Raw genomic sequence first — 16421 nt, forward strand, 5'->3', positions numbered from 1 at the left:
CGCTCGCCGCGCAACGGGAAGTGCCCCGCACCGGACTCCGGTGCGGGGCACTTCCCGTTGCGCGGTCAGTACGTCCGGCGGTGCGCCGGCAGGCCCATGAAGTCGAATAACTCCTCGGCGGCCGCCCGGTATCCGGCCGCGGCCGGGAGATCCCCGAGCGCTTCGGCCGCCTGGACCATCCCCACCAGCGCGGACGCCTCCTCGGCGCGGAAACTCATCGGCTCCGCGATCTTGTGGGCGTGCGTGTGCAGGTCGAGCGCCACCTGGTGCTCCCCCCACGCCATGTGGAGCCGGCCGAGGACGTTCTCGACCTTGGCGAGCCGGATCGGGGCGCCGCTGGTGCGGCCCAGGGCCAAGGAACGTTCGGCGAACGCGCGGGCCTGCGCGCCGTCGCCCCGTTCGTGCGCGACCTGGGCGGACAGGGCCAGTACCAGGGCCACGTCACCCGGTGACCTGGTCTCGTCGCACAGGTCACGGGCGCGTTTGAGGCCGGCGTCCGCCTCCGCGTATTCACCGAGCCCCACCTGGGCGAAGGCCAGATCGGCCAGGGCCATGATCTCGTTGCTGCGGTAGCCGAGATCACGGTCGATCTCGATCGCCCGGTGGGCGGCCGCGGCCGCCTCCTGATAGCGGCCCCACCGCTCGTACAGCGTGCTGAGGGTGGTGAGGCTCTCACACTCCGCGCGCGGATTGCCCAGTTCCCGGGCCGCCGTCACGGACCGCTCCAGCAGCGGAAGGGCCTCCCCGTACCGCCCGAGCATCGACAGCAGCAGCCCGATGGTCGATTCGCTGTTCGCCTCGGTGTGCCGGTCCCCGGCACGGACCGCGGTGTCGCGCGCCTCACGGGCCACCTCCAGCCCCTCCTCGAAACGGCCCAGCTTCCAGCAGGCCGCGCCCAGATTGGCCAGGCTGATGCCGAGGAGCGCCGGATCGTCGAGCCGGCGGGCCGCCGCCACCGCCAGGTGGCCGACGCTCCAGAACTCGTCGAGCTGCCCGTGCGAGTGCAGGTGGAAGCCGATGTTGCGGCTCAGGCAGGCCGCGTACCGGTCGTGGCCGGACCGCTCGGCCAAGGACACGGCAGCCAGCAGACCCGCCTGCTCCCGGTCGAACCAGCTCACGGCCTGCTCGGCGTCCCGGAAGCGCGGCCGCTCGCCCTGGTACGGCGGGATGCCGGTCGGGCGGCGCTCACGGCCCGGGAACAGCATCTCGCAGGCCGCGTCCGAGGTCGTCATGTAGTAGCTGAGCAGCCGCTCGACCGCCGCCGCGTCGTCGTCCGCCGTCGCCGGGCCGCGCAGGCTCTGGGCGAAGCTGCGCACCAGGTCGTGGAAGGTGTAGAGGCCGATGTCGGGCTGCTGCACCAGATGCACGTCGAGCAGGAACTCCAGGGCGTCCTCGGCGTCCCGGACGGTCGTACCGAGGAGCGCGGCCGCCGAATGGACGTCGGTCCCGGCACACGGGTACAGGCTGAGGATGCGGAACGCGGTCCGGTACTCCTCGTCCATCGCCAGGTAGGACAGGCGAAGGGTCGCCGCGACGCTGCGCTCTCCCGAACTCAGCTCGTCCATCCGGCGCTTCTCGTCACGCAGCCGCTCGACCAGGTAACGCACCGTCCAGCGCGGCCTGTTGCGCAGCCGGGCGGTCGCGATCCGCAGCGCGAGCGGCAGGTGCCCGCACAACTCGGCCAGTTCGGCCGAGGCCCCCGGCTCGGCGGCCACCCGGGTGGTACCGAGGGTCTCCGCCATCAGGCTGGTGCTGTCCTCGGGCTCCATCATCCCGATCGACACCCACTCGACGCCGTCGAGGTCCAGCAGTCGCCCGCGGCTGGTGATCAGGGCGAGGGAGCCGGGCGAGGCCGGCAGCAGGGGCCTGATCTGCGCCGCGTCGACCGCGTTGTCGAACAGGAGCAGCATCCGCCGGCCGTCCAGCTTGGAGCGCCACACGGCGGTGCGCCCCTCCAGGTCCTCGGGGATCCGGTCGCCCGGGGTACCGAGGGTCCGCAGCAGGCCGTCGAGCGCGGCGGTCGGCGTCACGGGCTCGCGGCCCGGGGTGAATCCGTGCAGGTCGATGTGGAGCTGCCCGTCGGGATACCGGTCGGCCAGCCGGTGCGCGGCGCGCACCGCCAGGGTGGTCTTGCCCATGCCGCCCATGCCGTCGATGGCCACGATCCGGGCGTAGCGGTCGCCGGCGCGGCCCTCGTCCTGCACGTAGTCGAAGAGCTCGGCCAGTTCCTTGGCGCGGCCGGTGAAGTCGGGCAGGTCGTAGGGCAGGGTGCACGGGGCGTCGACCGGGGCGGTGCGCGCTCCCGGCTCCCCTTCCCGGTCCGCCTCCGTGCGGGGCGGGGCCTCGGGTGCCGCGCCCTCGGACGCCGCGGTCACGGCGACGGCCGGTTCGGGCACCGGCTCCACGGGTACCGCCGGTTCGGACACCGGACGTACGGGTGCCACGGGCACCGGCGCCGGCCGTTCGGGCGCGGCCAGCTCGGGGCTGTCCCGCAGGATCGCCTCGTACAGCTTGGCGAGCCGCGGGCCCGGGTCGATCCCGAGCTCGTCCACGAGCAGCTCGCGGACCTCCCCGTACTCCTTGAGCGCCTCCGCCTGCCGCCCGGAGCGGTACAGGGCGAGCATCAGGTGGCCGCGCAGCGTCTCCCGCAGCGGGTGCTGGGTGATCAGGGCGCGCAGGCCCGAGATGAGTTCGCCGCTCTCGCCCAGTGCCAGGCACAGGTCGAAGAACTGCTCGGCGGCGGCCAGCCGACGCTCCTCCAGCGCGGTCGCCGCGGCCTCGATCACCGGTCCGCCCGTGCCGGACAGGACCGATCCCCGCCACAGCGCGAGAGCGGCCCGCAGTGCCTCGGCGGCCGCGGACCGCCCGCCTTCCCGCAGGGCCTGCCCCGCCGCCCGGGTCAAGGCGTCGAACTCCAGGAGGTCCACCTGGTCGTCCGCCACCACCACGCGGTATCCCGGCCCGTCGGTGGCGATCACCTCGGTGCCGGTGGGTATGCGCCGCCGCAGGTCGGCGACGGCCTTGCGGACCTGGTGCGCCGCGGTCACCGGCGGGTCCTTCTCCCAGGTCGCCTCGACGAGGCGGGCCACGGGCACCACCCGTCCGGCTTCGAGCAGCAACATGCACAGGACCCGTTCCTGAATCGCTCCCCCCAGCCTCAGTCGTACCTCACCGAACCATCCCTCGAGCGATCCGAGCACGTGGAAGCGCAGCCTGCCCCCCGCAGGATTCGCGCCACGTCTCTCCCCGGACTCCGCATCCGCCCCCGGCATCGGACATCCACCCCCAAATGAACAAGACCCCTGGCCAGGTCATGTCAACCGGATCATAGGGGTTACCACTAGCAGGCGGTAAGCATCCGGTAGCAGATCAGGAAGGGCGACACGGACAGTTCATGGGCGGCCCGGAGCAGGCAGCACAGGAGCGAGTACCGAAGGAGCAGGCTGTGGGAAGACTGGAGAGACCACTGGCCCCCGATGCCGGACCAGTCACCGCGTTCGCCCGGGAGTTGCGCAGGCTGCGGACCGCGGCCGGCAGTCCCGGCTACCGCGACATGGCCACGCGTGCCATGTTCTCCGCGTCCGTACTCTCCGACGCGGCCGCCGGCTACCGCCTCCCGACCCTGCAGGTGGCCCTCGCCTTCGCCGAGGCCTGCGGCGGCGACCGCGCCAGCTGGGAGCGCCGCTGGCACGAGGCGGCCCGCGCCGACGGGGACGACGCAGGCGCCCGTCCGGCGGTCAAGGCCGTGCAGCAGCACCAGGAGAACGAGCTGCGGGCGGCCGACGTACGCGCCGTGCTGCCGCCGCCCTCACAACTACCGATGGAGGCTCATCCCCTGGTGGGACGGCGTGAGCTGCTCCAGCGGGCCCGGGCACTGACCGCCCCCTCGTACGACGGACAGCGCCTCGCGGCGCCCCTGGTGATCAGCGGTCAGGTCGGTGCGGGCAAGACGGCCTTCGCCCTGCGGCTCGCCCACGAACTCGCCGTGAACCTGCCCGACGGACAGCTCTACGCGAACCTCGACCCGGCGGCCGACGGCCGCAAGGACGCCGCCGGCATCGCGGGCGGTTTCCTGGAGGCGCTCGGCATCCCCACCGACCGGATCCCGAACGATCCCGGTCAGAGAATTGGCCTGTACCGATCGCTTCTGAACCGGCGACGGCTGCTCGTGGTGCTCGACGGCGTCCAGCACGAGCGGCAGATCCGGGAACTTCTCGTCGCGGCTCCCGAGAGCCGCGTCATCATCACCAGCCGATCGCGTCTACTGGGCCTCGACGGAATTGGCCGGATCCGGCTCCCCGCACTGGATCGCGACGAGTCGATGGAGTTGCTCGCGCAGCTCCTCGGCGGCGACCGGGTCGGCAGCGAGCCGCGCGCGTGCCTGCGCCTCGCCGACGCCTGCGGGGACCTGCCGCTGGCGCTCAACCTGGCCGGCCGGCGCATCGCGGCCCGCCCCGAGTGGATGCTCCAGGACTCCGTGTCCGAGCTGCTCGGCGAGGGTCCGGACGGCCGGGCACCCGGCCGCTTCCTGGCCCGGCTGCAGATCGGGGACGACGCGCTGAGCACCCGCCTCGACAGCGCCTACCGGCTGCTGACCCCGTGGGCCCGCCTGATGCTGCGCCAGTTCGCCGGCTCCGACAATCCGCCCTCCGTGGACAACGTGGTGTACGAGTCCGCCGACGCGCTCGCCATGCTGGTCGAGCGGTCCGCGCAGCCGGTGGAGGACCTTCTCGAACGGCTCCTCGACGCGGGGCTGCTCGACCACTCCGACCTGCCGGGCCAGTACGGACTGACGCCGATGGCCCGGGCGTACGCGCTGACGCAGCCGGACCCGACGGAGGAGGACCCGGCGCCCGCGGCGGCGCCGGGCCGGACGCCCGCGCGGCAGCCGAGGTAGGCCCGGCCGGGGGAGGACCGCGCCGCCGGTCGCCTCAGGCCGCGTAGGTGATCGTGACGTAGAGGTGCTCGTCAAGGATCTTGGCGAGGGACACCCCGGGGCGGCCGATCTCGGCGCACAGGGCGGCCTCGTCGAGGCCGCCGCTCTCCTCGATCGCCGCACGCGCCCAGCTCCGCCCGAGCTCCAGGTGGCGGGCGAAGGCCGCCCGGTCCCGGGCTCCGTGCAGCCGCTGCGCGATGGCCGCGTCCCACGGCATGACCGAGTCGGGCCGCAGCGCGTACAGCGCCTTGGCCGCGGCGGTCGGACCGAGGCTGCGGCGGCCGATCGGCAGCGCCGCCAACTCCTCGTACGCGGCGGCGAACCCGGCGATCTCCCGCGGGGTGAGCCGGGCCAGCGGGGCGTGCGAAGGTGCGTGCCGCCGCGCCCATGCGGCGAGCCCCTCGCCGAAGGTGTCGGGTTCGCCCTCGCGCGGGTAACGGATGCGGCAGCCCCAGGAGTTCAGCCAGCGGTGCAGCGCGCCGCGGTGCGCGGCGAGCGAGAGGTCCAGGGCACGACCGGTCTCCTCGCGGAACGCGAGCCAGCTCCGGTCCACCCCCGCGAAGCCGTTGAACACCTCGGCGGAGGAGCGCAGTTCGGCCAGGGACGGGGCGGGCGGCAGCGGCGGCGCGGCCGGCGGGTCCAGATGGGCGCGGGCGACCTTGGCGGGCACCACCATCCGCCAGGCCTCGGTGACCAGCTCCGTCAGCTCCTCGACGTCCAGGGCCGCCAGGTGGGCCTCCACCCAGTGGAAGCGCAGATCGGACTCGCGCGGCAGGAAGAACTTCTGCGGCTCGGCGGCGACGAGCGCCGCCCGCTCCTCCTTGGGGAACGCGAAGCCCAGTTCGCTCTCGTCCCGGGACAGGGCGAGATAGACGATGCTGCCGATCCGGAACTTCACCCGGTCCCGGATCAGGTGTTCCTCGGTCCTCGGCAGGCTCAGCGCGAGCCGCCGTACGTCGTCCACCGTCGCCACTGCCCGCTCCTCGCTCGTCCTGCCGCCCATCCCGGCCGCCCCCTCACCGACCCGCGAGCTGCGGGGTGTGGACGTCCAGCGGTGGCCCGTCGAGCGCACCGAGGCCGATCAGGGACGGACTCCTGCCGATCAGCCGGTCGGCCAGCGACCGTGCGATGAGCGGCGCGAACTTGAAGGATGTGCCACCGCAGGCCGCGTACGCGAATCCCGCGCCGCCGAGGGCGACCAGCAGGGGGCCGCCGGTCTCGGCGAAGGACGAGTAGTAGGCGTCCTTCGCCGCGGTGACCCAGGCCGGGCCGAAGCCGGGGAGGATGTCCCCGAACTCCTTCTCCAGCTTGCGCTGCCAGTACGGGTCGGTGGCGTAGTCGGTGATCCCGTCCACCTCGCGGCAGGCGGTCGCCGAGGTCAGTTTGAGGGCCGTGCCCGCCACCGGTGGGATCAGCCAGGCGCCGCCCGCGGTGCCGAGGGCCGGTATGGCCGGCGTGACCGACCAGGCCTGCGACTGCTGCCGGGGCACCCGGCAGTAGAGGAGGGACTGGCGGTACAGCGTCAGCCGCTCGGCGATGCTCGGCGGCAACAGGTCCCGGGACCAGGGGCCCACGGCCACCAGCACCGCGTCGCTGCGCAGCACCCGCCCGTCCACCAGCCGTACGCTGCCGCTCTCGCCGTCGACGGCGGTCACGGCGCGGTGCTCGATCAGCTCGATGCCCCGCTGCCACTTCAGCCAACCGACGCAGGCGGCGAGGACCCGTTCGGCGAGCAGCACGCCCGCCTCGTCCTCCAGTACCGCGCCGAGGCCGCCGCCCAGGTGCAGGTGCGGATAGCGGTCGGCCAGTCCGGCCGCCGTCAGTTCCCGTGCGTGGCCGCCGGCGTCGGCGAGCATCGTCGCCGCGTCCGTCGCGGCCGCGGGCGGCAGGACGGTGAGGGAGCCGACCTGCTCGTAGAACCGCGTCAGGAACAGCTCTTCCAGTTCGACCCAGCGGTGGTGCGCACGCAGTGCGGCCGCCGTGGTCCGCGGGTCCGCCGGGTGCAAGGCCCGCAGGATCCGGTGCTGGTCGAAAGAGGTGGCTCTGCTGTGCGGGATGGGGCCTTGGTCCACGACCGTGACCTTGTGTCCGTCGAGCACGCACTCGACCGCCGTGAGCAGGGCGATCACTCCGCCGCCCACTACCGTCACCCTCGTCGACATCACACACCTCCCTTCAGTTTTCGCATGGCCGACGGGTCAGCCGGCGAGGACGATCGTGGTCAGTGCGGCCGCCTTGTCGAGGGACTCCTCGCAGCTCAGGACGGTATCCGCGGCGCAGATGAGGTTGGCGTACCGGCTGAGGTAGCCCTCGGGCGGCAGCAGCAGCGTTGCTCCGGGCGCCACCATCACGTTCGTCTCCAGCAACCCCGGTACGTCCGGGAGGGCGGGTACGTCGACCGAGCGGACGGTGCCGTTCTCCGGCGGGTACAGGAAGCGGATCCCCACGGTGCGGGACTGCGTCGGGTCCCACACGGGGCGGACGCCGGCGGCCACGTCCGCGGCCAGCTCCCCGGGCTCCACGCCGGTGGCGAGGCTGCCGAGGTAGGGGATGAGGTCGCCGCCGAGGCGGGCGTTCACCTCGATGATCACCGGTCCGCGGGTGGTGAGCTTCACCTCGGTGTGGGTGATCCCGTAGCCGATCCCCAGTTCCCGGTGGGCGTCCCGCAGGACTCCCAGCAGCTCCTCGTCGGCCAGCAGCGGGTCGGTGGCGCTGACCACGTGGCCGGTCTCCTCGAAGTAAGGCGCGAGACCCACTTCCTTGTGCGCGAGGAACAGCGGGGACCAGTCGCCGTCGAAGACCACTCCGTCGATGCTGATCTCGGGGCCCATGACGCACTCCTCGACCAGCACACCGCCCTCGTAGTCGCTGTTCCCGCCGCGGCTCGCGGCGTCGGCGACCTCGAAGGCGGCGCGGACGCCGGCCGCGTCGTCGACCCGGATGACGCCGATGCTCGCGCCCATGCCGCGGGGCTTGAGGACGACCGGGTAGCCGAAGGAGTCGGCCGTGGCGAGGGCCTCCTCGGCGTCGGTCACGTAGGCGAAGTGCGGCTGGGGCAGGCCGGCGGCGGTCAGCAGCTGCCGGGTGTTGTGCTTGTTGCGGCAGTTGTCGGCGCCCCGGGAGGTCAGTCCCGGCAGGCCGAGCCGCTCGGCTATCAGCGCGGTGGTCACCACGAGCGTCTCGTCGTAGCTGAACACGCCGACCACGCGGTGCTCGGCGGCCACCGCCTCGGCGGCCTCGATCAGGCCTTCCGTGTCGGGGACCAGGCGTTCGCGGTCGAGCAGTGCCACCGTGGTGGAGCCGCGTACGTACTCCTGCTGCCAGGTCGGGTCGACGGCGTCCAGGATCCAGATCGGGCGGCGCCTGGCGGCGCCGGCGAGCAGGTACTCGCGGTAGGCGCGCTGTCCGCTGCCGACCAGGATCACCACGCCGTCATCGGTCGTGCGGTCGTCGTCCGTCATCTTCGTCACCTCGCGGAGTGGGTCAGGACCCGATCGCCGGCCGTCGCGATCGCCGCGAGCTGCGGCTGGGCGAGGGCCAGGTAGTCGGGGGTGGACAGGGCCACGGAGCGGTCCAGGCGGGCCGCGTTGAAGTAGATCTCTTCGGTGAGGATCAGGCCCTCGTCGACGACGAGGTGCAGATCGGGGTGGAAGCTGAGCGGCATCACCGTGCCGCAGACGCTGCCGGCCAGGCGCTCGGCGATCTCGGGGGTGGCGAAGGCCGTCCGCCCGCCGCCGAAGAGCGCGCCGACGGCCTCCAGGTCGACCTGCCGGTCGCCGGGAACCACCGCGAGCACGTACTTGCCGACGCGCTTGGTGATGCTGACGCGGACGACGATGCACTTGGCGGCCTGGTCCAGCGGGTGACCGCGCAGGACGCTCGCCAGGTCGGTCCGGCCCTCGGCCACGTGGTCGATCAGCCGGTACCGGGCCTGATTGCCGTCGAGGAGATCGATCAATCGCTGGTACATCAGAGCACCTCGCCGACGTAGTGCCAGTCCTCGGGATTGATCAGTCCGAAGGGGTTGATCGGAGCCACGCCCTTCAGGTCCTTGGCCACTTCCAGGAGACGGAAGGGGAAGTTGGGCATCCAGATGACGGGGACCTGCCGCGCGATGTAGTCCTGGTAGGCGTACAGGTCCGCCAGGTCGTCGCTGACGACGGTGCGGGCGATCAGCTCGTCCGCCTTCGGGTCGCTGTAGCTGCCGAAGTTCACCGAGGAGCCGGTGGAGTAGAGCGCCTCACCGGTCGGGTAGAAGCCGGGGCCGTAACCCCAGCCGCCGTTCCAGTCGCTGAACTCCCACAGGCAGGGGCTGTCGGGGCCCGGGGTGCAGGTGGTGTCCTCCAGGACCAGGACGCTCGCCTCGACCTCGGTCAGCACGATCTCGATGCCCGCCTTCGCGGCGTCGGCGGCGAACTTCCGCATGACCGCGGTCAGGGTCTCGTGGCCCTGGGCGTACCGCATCGAGAACCGCAGCGGGGTGCCGGCCGGGATGCCCTCGCCGGCCTCTCCGGGGCCGGTGCCCTCGCGGACGCAGCGCGCCGGGGTGGTGCTGGTGTCCCAGCCGTTCTCGGTGAGGAAGGCGCGGGCCGCCTCGACGTCGAAGGGGTACGGGTCCTCGTGCGCGGCGGGCGAGAGCAGCGGGCTGTCCGGCAGGGCCGGGATGGGCCCGGTGGTCGGGTAGCCGTAGCCCTTGTAGACGTCGCGGATGGCGCCCCGGGAGTCGAGGCAGGACTGCAGTGCCTGGCGGAAGTAGAGCTGCTTGAAGATCTTTCCGGAAACGGTCGGGTTGTTGAAGTTGATCGGGAAGTAATGAATTTTGTAAGTGAGTTGGGGGACGAGGTCGTAGTGCTCGCCGAGCGGGTTGGGCCCGCCGACCAGCGGGTCCTCGGCCGGCTCGGTGATCTCGTCGAAGGGCAGGAAGCCGATCTGCACACCGTCCTGGGCCTCGGGGCCGCGGCGGAGCATCTCGTACTGCTCGGTGTCGGAGCCGGTGGGCACCAGCCGGAACTCGTCCAGGTAGGGCTTGTTCGGGCCCGAATAGGTCTCGTTGGGCACCAGGACGGCCTCGCCGGAGATCCCGTCGATGGTGTAACTGCTGAGCTTCCAGGGGCCGTTGACCACGCTCCAGACGGGGCTGGTGTCCCAGCTCTTGCGCTCGTCGTTGCAGGCCCGCAGGTAGGCGTAGACGGCGGAGGCCTGCGCCGGGTCGTGGGTGGCGTCGGCCGGCCGGTCGTCGGCGGTGCGGTCCCAGGCCTTCGGCAGCGGGGTGATGGTGCTGAACTGGTTCATCAGCACCCAGTTGTGCGAGTAGGCGCGGTCGAAGGTGAAGCTGACCCGGTTCTCGGCGACCTTCTCGTAGCCGGTGAGGTTGTCCGGGAAGAAGCCCGGCGTGTAGCCGCCGAAGCTGTCCTTCTCGGCCTCCAGGAGGTGCATCCACAGCATCACGTTGTCGGCGTCGACGCTCTCGCCGTTCGACCACCGGTACGGCTTGATGGTGATCGTCGCCGTGCGGCCGTCCTCGCTCCACTCCGGCGGTTCGGCGAGGCTGCGCTCGTAGTCGACCGTCGGCTGGCCGCCGGTCCCGTACCAGTACAGCGGGCGGTACATCAGGGTCTGGAACTCGTGCAGGTTGGCCACCCCGTAGTACTCGCCCGGGGTGAAGGGGAAGATGAAGACCGGGCTGAAGCCGCTGGTGCAGGCCCAGGTCACGCTGCCCCCGCGGAGCGGGGTGGTGGGCGGGGTCATGTCCTTACCTCCTCCAGTGCGGACACGCCGCTGTCCGAGTGGGCTCCGTAGCGCTCCCAGCGCTCGTTGAGCCGGATCCGTCCGTCGTCCAGGAACTCGGGGGTGCTCCAGCACCGCCCGGCGACCACCTCGCCGTCGGCGAGGACCATCGTGTAGGCGAACTCCAGGTTCCCGTCGGGCTCCACGCGCCCGTTCAGCGAGCCCCTGCGGACGGGGCCTCCGTCGAAGTCGGCCCAGAGCAGGTCGCCTTCCTGGCGGTAGTGGCCCACGGGGGCGTCCTGGTCGGACGGGTAGCCGGTGTTGCGGAAACTTCTGCCGTCGTAGTCGATCACCGGTGTCGTATCTCCTGAGTGATGCACTTGACCGCGCCACCGGCCTTCAGCAGCTCGGACATGTCCACGGGGTGCGGCTCGAAGCCGCGCTCGCGCAGTTCGTCGATCAGGTGGGTGGCGGTCTCCGTCACCACCACGTTCAGTCCGTCGCTCACCGCGTTCAGGCCGAAGGCGTCGGCGTCCTGGCGGGTGGCGAGGATCGCGTCCGGGTACAGCTCGCGCAGCACCTCCTGGCTCTCCTCGGAGAAGGCGGCGGGGTAGTACGCCACCAGGTCCTCGTCGAGGACGAACAGCGCGGTGTCCAGGTGGTAGAAGCGGGGGTCGGTCAGGGTCAGGCCGACCACCGGCAGGCCGAAGAACTCGGCGAGCTCCTCGTGCGCGCCGGGGTCGCTACGGAATCCCGCGCCGGCCAGGATCCGCCGGCCGGCCGGGGCGAAGTCGCCCTCGCCCTCGTTGACGTACCGCGGGAGGTGGATGTCGGTGTGGCCGTGGGCCTCGAACCAGGCCCGGTGCGCGTCGGCCTCGGCCGCCCGCTCCTGGTGGCGGAACTTCGCGATCAGCACCTTGCCGTCGACCACGGTGGCTCCGTTGGCGGAGAACACCATGTCCGGCAGGCCCGGGACCGGGTCGATGAAGGAGACCTCGTGCCCGAAGGCGAGGTACAGGTCCCGGATCCGCTCCCACTGGGCCAGCGCCAGGTCGGCGTCCATCGGCTTCTCGGGGTTCATCCACGGGTTGATCGCGTAGGTCACCTCGAAGTGGGTCGGCCGGCACATCAGGTAGTGCCGCTTGGTGGCCGTACGCCGGGGGGCCTCAGCCATGCTCCGGCCTCATCTCGGTACGGATGCGGCCGGCCGCCACGTGCGCGGTGGTCAGCGCCTCCGTCAGGGAGGTGCCGGTGGCGCCGATGAAACCGAGGATGTTGTTGCCGGCCGGCGGGCGCTTGATGAGGGTCCCGGCCGTGGCCGTGATCTTGAGGAAGAACAGCGCCGGGTCCTCGGCGACCTCGGTGGGCACCTCGATGGACTCGACCGTGCCCGCGCCGCTGATCAGGCACATCGCGGCGGTGTGCACACCGGTCGGCGCGTAGTGCGAGACGTCGGGCCGGATACCGCGGGCCACGTCCGCCACGCACCGGATGGGGTCGTGGCCGGCGCTGATCCGCGCCATGTGGTCGAGGCCGCCGCCGCCGGGACGGATCGCGATCTCCAGGATGAAGGGCTTGCCCTGGTGGAAGCGCACCTCGGCGTGCAGCACGGACCGGCGCAGTCCCTGGGCGTGGGCCGCGTCCCGGACCACCTCGTGGACCGCGGCGATCTGCTCGGGGGTCAGGGAGCTCGGCGCGTGGTGGACGTCGTCGTCGAAGGTGCCGCTCTCGACGGTGATCCGGTCCACGATGGAACCGAGGTACACCTCGTCGTCCCAGGCCAGCGCCTCGATGAGGTGCTCGTGGCCGTCGAGGTAGCCCTCGACGATGATCCCGTTCGGGCCGAGGTCCAGGCCGTCGGCCTCCATCAGGGCCCAGGTCATGGTCTCGATGCCCGAAGTGGCGTCCGCGAAGCGGGCCCGCATCTCCTCGGGGTCGTCGACCTTGAACACGAAGTTGCTGGCGGCGCCCAGGGTGGGCTTGAGGATCAGCGGGTACCCGAGCTCGTCGCCGGCCTTCAGGGCGGCCTCGATGTCGGGGGCGTGGCGGAAGCCGGGGTGCGCGGCGCTGCCGCGCTCGTGGGCCTGGCGCATCAGCAGCTTGTTGCGGCTGGTGCGGGCGGCCTCGAAGCCGATGCTCGGCAGGCCGAGCGCCTCGGCGACGACCGCCACGGTGACGACCCCGGACTCCGAGAAGGTCAGGACCCCCTCGAACTCCTCCTCCGCGTGCCAGATCTTGGCGGCGGTGACGATGTCCTCGATCTGCTTGGAGCCGGCGATCCGGTAGCGGTCGGCGTCCCAGAAGTCCTCCGTGCCTATGCCGTTGAGGACGTGGACCTCGGCCCCGAGGGCCTCGATCTGCTGGTAGCGCGAGATGTAGTAGGTGGCGTTCTGGCTGGCTTCGATCGCGAGCAGCTTCATCTGTGCCGCCCCCCTCAGACCTTGGCCGGGACGGGCTCGGCGGCTTCGGTGACCTCGGCGCTCTCGGCGACCGGCGCGGAGACGGCCTCGGCGGCGGCCTCGGCGGCGGCGACCTCACGGTCGTGCTTGCGGAGCGAGATGACGGTGAGGGTGGAGATGACGACGACCAGGGCGGAGAGGGCGTAGAAGCCGTTCTTCACGTTGGTGGAGTCGACCAGGAGCGAGATCAGGACCACGGCGGCGGTGCCGGCGGCGAGGCCGAAGGCGTTGGTGGCGCCGAACACGAAGCCTGTCTTCTCCTCGGGGGCCGCGCTCATCAGGGCGGTGCGGGCCGAGATGCGGGCCACGCAGAAGGCGATCGCGGCGAACGGGATGACGGCCATCATCGCGTAGAGGTGGATGGACTCCATGGACAGCAGCACCGCGAAGGCGAGGTAGCCGATCAGGGCGGTCTTCAGCACGGTGGCCTTGGAGCTGATCTTCTTGAAGGCCCAGGCCGCGAACAGGGCGCCGATGCCGAACAGGGCGTCGACGATGCCGAGGTAGCCGGCGTTGGACTTGAAGCCCTCGATGACCAGGACCAGCATGATGCTGTTGCCGACGATGATGACGATGTTGCCGATGATGTACAGCAGCGCCAGACGGGCCAGCGGCGGGCGGGAGGCGGTCAGCCGGGCGGCGGCGGCCGACGCGGCCTTGGCGGCGGCCTCGGTGACGGCCTGGCCGGCCGGACGACGGCCGATGAAGAACAGCAGGACGGCGGAGAGCAGGAACGTGATCGCGTTGAAGTAGAAGAGCGACGTGGTGCCCACCCAGACGATCACCCAGCCGCCGAGGGCCGCCGAGGCGAGCGTGCCGGCCTGGATGGCGATCTCGGCGTTGCCGTTGAACTGCGCGAGCCGGGACTCCGGGATGCGCTCCTTGATCAGGGCGTTGCTGGCCGGGAAGAACAGGGCCGCGGAGATCGACAGGACGAAGCTGGCGACGTAGCTGACGGTCGAGGGGTTACCGCCGAGGGCCAGCCACACCGGCAGGGCGATCGCGGCGACCGCGCTGGCCAGGTCCGAGATCATCGCCAGGGTGCGGCGGTCGAAGCGGTCGGCGAGCTTGCCGAAGAAGAGGGACAGCGCCACCTGCGGGATGGTGACGGCGATCATCAGCCAGCTGACCGCGAGCATGGTGTTGGCCTCGGTGAAGACCAGGTAGGAGGCGGCGGTGAGCTGGATGCCGTTGCCCAGGTTCGTGATGAAGGTCGCGGGGATGAGCAGTCGTTCTGCCCGATTGGGACGGGGCGGGGCGATCGTGGACACAGTGCTCCTCGGAGGTCAGGCTCGGATGACGGCCGGCTCGGCCACGGGCGCGAACGCCCCGACCGCGGTGGACAGGAGGGGGAGTCGCAGCGGAGCGACGGGTTCGACCGGGAAGGCACCGGCCGGCAGGCTCAGATCGGCGCCGGCCCGCTCGGCCCGGGCCGCGAGGTCGACGAGCAGCGGAGCCGCGCACGCGGTCAACGTCCGGACGGCGAGGACCAGGTCACCGAGGTCGCTCGGGACGTCCGCCGCCACCCGGTCCGCCTGCTTCAGCAGCCGGTCGAGGTGCACGACGATCAGGTCCGCGGCCCGGTGCAGGCTGAAGCTCTCCAGCTCGTAGTGGGAGCGGAACCGCTCGACGACGATCCCCGCCTCCTGGGCACCGGTCTCGGAGACCGGCAGCGGCGCGTCCACCGGATGCGCGGCGAGCAGCTCCTCCAGCCGGCCCGCGAGGTGGTTCCACGGATTGACCAACCGGGAGCTCGACAGGGTGTCGAGCGCCTCCCGGCTGAAGTTCGTCCGGGAGTGCTCCGGCGCGGTGAGCGCCAGGTAGAAGCGCACCAGGTCGCGGGGGACCTCGGCGACCAGATCGGCGGCCCAGACCACGTGACCTTTGCTTGTGGAGAACTTCTGGTTCTCCAGTTCGTAGAACTCGTTCGACACGATGGCGTGCGGCTCGACGTACCGGTCGCCGTGCGCCATCAGCAGCGCCAGGTGCGTCATTCCCCAGAAGTAGACGTTGTCGAATCCGAGGAAGTACACGAGGTCGATGCCGTGCTCGGACAGCCAGTGCTCGTCGAAGCGGTCGGCGTGCTCACCGAGCTGCTCCGCCGCGTACCAGGTGCAGTACATCGAGGCGGCCATGCCCTCGGCCCAGGCGTTGAGGACCTGGCCCGGCGTCTCGGTGAACGGCGCCGGGATGCCCCACGCGGTGGGGTAGGTGATCGGGAAGTCCGGCAGCGGCCGGTCCAGCGCCTCCCGGACGAGCTGCGCGGTGTGCGGGCGCAGGACGTCCCGGTGCCGGACGTAGTAGTCGGCGAGCCGGTCGCGGTACTCCTCCATCGGCAGCACGAGGATCTGTGCCTCGCGGTGCGTGACGACGGCGTCCGGGTCGACCGTGGAGCGCGGGCGCAGCAGCTCGTCGAAGTTGTTGGGGTGTCCGCAGGACTCGCACAGTCCGCCGCGGCTCTCCACGAGGCACACCGGGCAGTCGCCGGCGACCAGGCCCTCCATCAGGTACTCGCCGGTGGCCTCGACGTACGGCAGGAGCACCGTCTTCAGGCGGAAGGCGCCCTCGCTGTGGAGGTCGGTGACGAAGTCGATGACGGTCTGGCGGTAGCCCTTGTCGAAGGGGGCGAAGCCGTCGACGGAGACGCCGGCCGCCTCCAGGGTGGCGCGGATCTGCGTGGCGGAGCGCAGGGCCAGCTCCTCCGGTGTCAGACCGGCCCGGGCGGCGCTGGCCACCACGTAGGTCTGGCTGTCGTCGGTGCCACTGGTGAAGATCACCGGCCGGTCCGACGCCCGCAGGTAGCGGGCGTACACGTCGCCCGCCAGGTACGGGCCCGCCAGGTGTCCGGTGTGCAGGTCCCCGTTGGGGGTCGGCGGCGGCGCGATGATGACCGTACGGCGTGTCATGCCTGGGCTCCTTCGTGGCGAGCTGCGAACCGCTGTGTCATGTCGAGGTCCCACCAGACGCTGTACATCTCGAAGTCCTCGTCGGACTCGTTGATCACCCGGTGGTCGGAGCCCGGGGTGAAGTGCACGATGTCCCCGGTCGTGAAGGGCTTGCGCACGCCCTGGGACTCCAGCACGGCGGAGCCGGCGACGGCGATGAAGATCTCGTACTCGTGGTGGGCGTGGGCCGTCGATGCGGTGCCGGGCCGGATCACGCACCAGGACCCCTCGAAGGGGGCGTTGAGCTCGGGCCAGGGCAGCAGCCGCTGCGCGTCGAGGCCGTTCTCGTGCGTCAGTCCTTCGCGGTCGAGTGGCTGGGTGAGCATGTGCTTCGGTCTCTCCTCGGCTGGCGGG

Annotated in this window: 13 protein-coding genes; 1 reads left to right on the forward strand and 12 read right to left on the reverse strand. The window is 71.5% G+C overall.

The genetic code is table 11. From position 1 onward, the window contains the following. Positions 1-65 precede the first annotated feature (65 nt). Positions 66-3272 carry an AfsR/SARP family transcriptional regulator gene (locus BCL76_RS10780; protein WP_109779250.1) on the reverse strand — a complete coding sequence of 1069 codons (3207 nt, stop codon included), beginning with the start codon at positions 3270-3272 and terminating at the stop codon, positions 66-68. 173 nt (positions 3273-3445) lie between these two features. Between BCL76_RS10780 and BCL76_RS10785 the strand changes: the two genes are divergently transcribed. Next, a complete protein-coding gene (locus BCL76_RS10785) occupies positions 3446-4897 on the forward strand; it encodes an NB-ARC domain-containing protein (protein WP_109779251.1) in 1452 nt (483 codons plus the stop codon). 34 nt (positions 4898-4931) lie between these two features. Here the strand turns inward: BCL76_RS10785 and BCL76_RS10790 are convergent, their stop codons facing one another. From BCL76_RS10790 to BCL76_RS10840, 11 genes are read right to left on the reverse strand one after another with little or no spacing between them, the layout of a single operon-like run. Beyond that, positions 4932-5909 (reverse strand): MmcQ/YjbR family DNA-binding protein, encoded by a 978-nt coding sequence (locus tag BCL76_RS10790; protein ID WP_109779252.1) that lies wholly within the window; start codon positions 5907-5909, stop codon positions 4932-4934. 43 nt (positions 5910-5952) lie between these two features. Then, complete coding sequence (locus BCL76_RS10795; protein WP_109779253.1) at positions 5953-7098, reverse strand: NAD(P)/FAD-dependent oxidoreductase; 1146 nt, start codon at positions 7096-7098, stop codon at positions 5953-5955. 36 nt (positions 7099-7134) lie between these two features. Further along, positions 7135-8397: an ATP-grasp domain-containing protein gene (locus BCL76_RS10800; protein WP_109779254.1), complete on the reverse strand. Its 1263-nt coding sequence runs from the start codon at positions 8395-8397 to the stop codon at positions 7135-7137. 5 nt (positions 8398-8402) lie between these two features. After that, positions 8403-8906 carry a YbaK/EbsC family protein gene (locus BCL76_RS10805; RefSeq protein WP_109779255.1) on the reverse strand — a complete coding sequence of 168 codons (504 nt, stop codon included), beginning with the start codon at positions 8904-8906 and terminating at the stop codon, positions 8403-8405. Continuing rightward, positions 8906-10684 carry an ABC transporter substrate-binding protein gene (locus BCL76_RS10810; protein ID WP_109779256.1) on the reverse strand — a complete coding sequence of 593 codons (1779 nt, stop codon included), beginning with the start codon at positions 10682-10684 and terminating at the stop codon, positions 8906-8908. Before BCL76_RS10810 ends, BCL76_RS10805 begins: the two co-directional genes overlap by 1 nt. After that, entirely contained in the window at positions 10681-11016 is a 336-nt protein-coding gene (locus tag BCL76_RS10815; protein ID WP_109779257.1) for a hypothetical protein, read from the reverse strand. The genes BCL76_RS10810 and BCL76_RS10815 overlap by 4 nt, the downstream gene beginning before the upstream one ends. Beyond that, positions 11013-11837 (reverse strand): dimethylargininase, encoded by an 825-nt coding sequence (ddaH, locus tag BCL76_RS10820; RefSeq protein WP_109779258.1) that lies wholly within the window; start codon positions 11835-11837, stop codon positions 11013-11015. Before ddaH ends, BCL76_RS10815 begins: the two co-directional genes overlap by 4 nt. After that, positions 11830-13083, reverse strand: a complete 1254-nt coding sequence (locus BCL76_RS10825) for an ATP-grasp domain-containing protein (protein ID WP_109779259.1) — start codon at positions 13081-13083, stop codon at positions 11830-11832. The genes ddaH and BCL76_RS10825 overlap by 8 nt, the downstream gene beginning before the upstream one ends. 14 nt (positions 13084-13097) lie before the next feature. Further along, entirely contained in the window at positions 13098-14393 is a 1296-nt protein-coding gene (locus BCL76_RS10830) for an MFS transporter (protein WP_109779260.1), read from the reverse strand. Positions 14394-14408: 15 nt separating this feature from the next. After that, positions 14409-16028, reverse strand: coding sequence for a class I tRNA ligase family protein (locus BCL76_RS10835; protein ID WP_109779261.1), 1620 nt, complete (start codon positions 16026-16028; stop codon positions 14409-14411). Further along, entirely contained in the window at positions 16025-16393 is a 369-nt protein-coding gene (locus tag BCL76_RS10840) for a cupin domain-containing protein (protein ID WP_030755280.1), read from the reverse strand. Before BCL76_RS10840 ends, BCL76_RS10835 begins: the two co-directional genes overlap by 4 nt. Positions 16394-16421 lie beyond the last annotated feature (28 nt).

This window comes from Streptomyces sp. CG 926, assembly GCF_003148825.1.
Lineage (GTDB): Bacteria > Actinomycetota > Actinomycetes > Streptomycetales > Streptomycetaceae > Streptomyces.

Coding starts and splice junctions, on each gene's coding strand:
- BCL76_RS10840 (WP_030755280.1), bottom strand. CDS start 16,393: ATGCTCACCCAGCCACTCGACCGCGAAGGACTGACGCACGAGAACGGC.
- BCL76_RS10825 (WP_109779259.1), bottom strand. CDS start 13,083: ATGAAGCTGCTCGCGATCGAAGCCAGCCAGAACGCCACCTACTACATC.
- ddaH (WP_109779258.1), bottom strand. CDS start 11,837: ATGGCTGAGGCCCCCCGGCGTACGGCCACCAAGCGGCACTACCTGATG.
- BCL76_RS10805 (WP_109779255.1), bottom strand. CDS start 8,906: ATGTACCAGCGATTGATCGATCTCCTCGACGGCAATCAGGCCCGGTAC.
- BCL76_RS10810 (WP_109779256.1), bottom strand. CDS start 10,684: ATGACCCCGCCCACCACCCCGCTCCGCGGGGGCAGCGTGACCTGGGCC.
- BCL76_RS10795 (WP_109779253.1), bottom strand. CDS start 7,098: ATGTCGACGAGGGTGACGGTAGTGGGCGGCGGAGTGATCGCCCTGCTC.
- BCL76_RS10800 (WP_109779254.1), bottom strand. CDS start 8,397: ATGACGGACGACGACCGCACGACCGATGACGGCGTGGTGATCCTGGTC.
- BCL76_RS10780 (WP_109779250.1), bottom strand. CDS start 3,272: ATGCCGGGGGCGGATGCGGAGTCCGGGGAGAGACGTGGCGCGAATCCT.
- BCL76_RS10835 (WP_109779261.1), bottom strand. CDS start 16,028: ATGACACGCCGTACGGTCATCATCGCGCCGCCGCCGACCCCCAACGGG.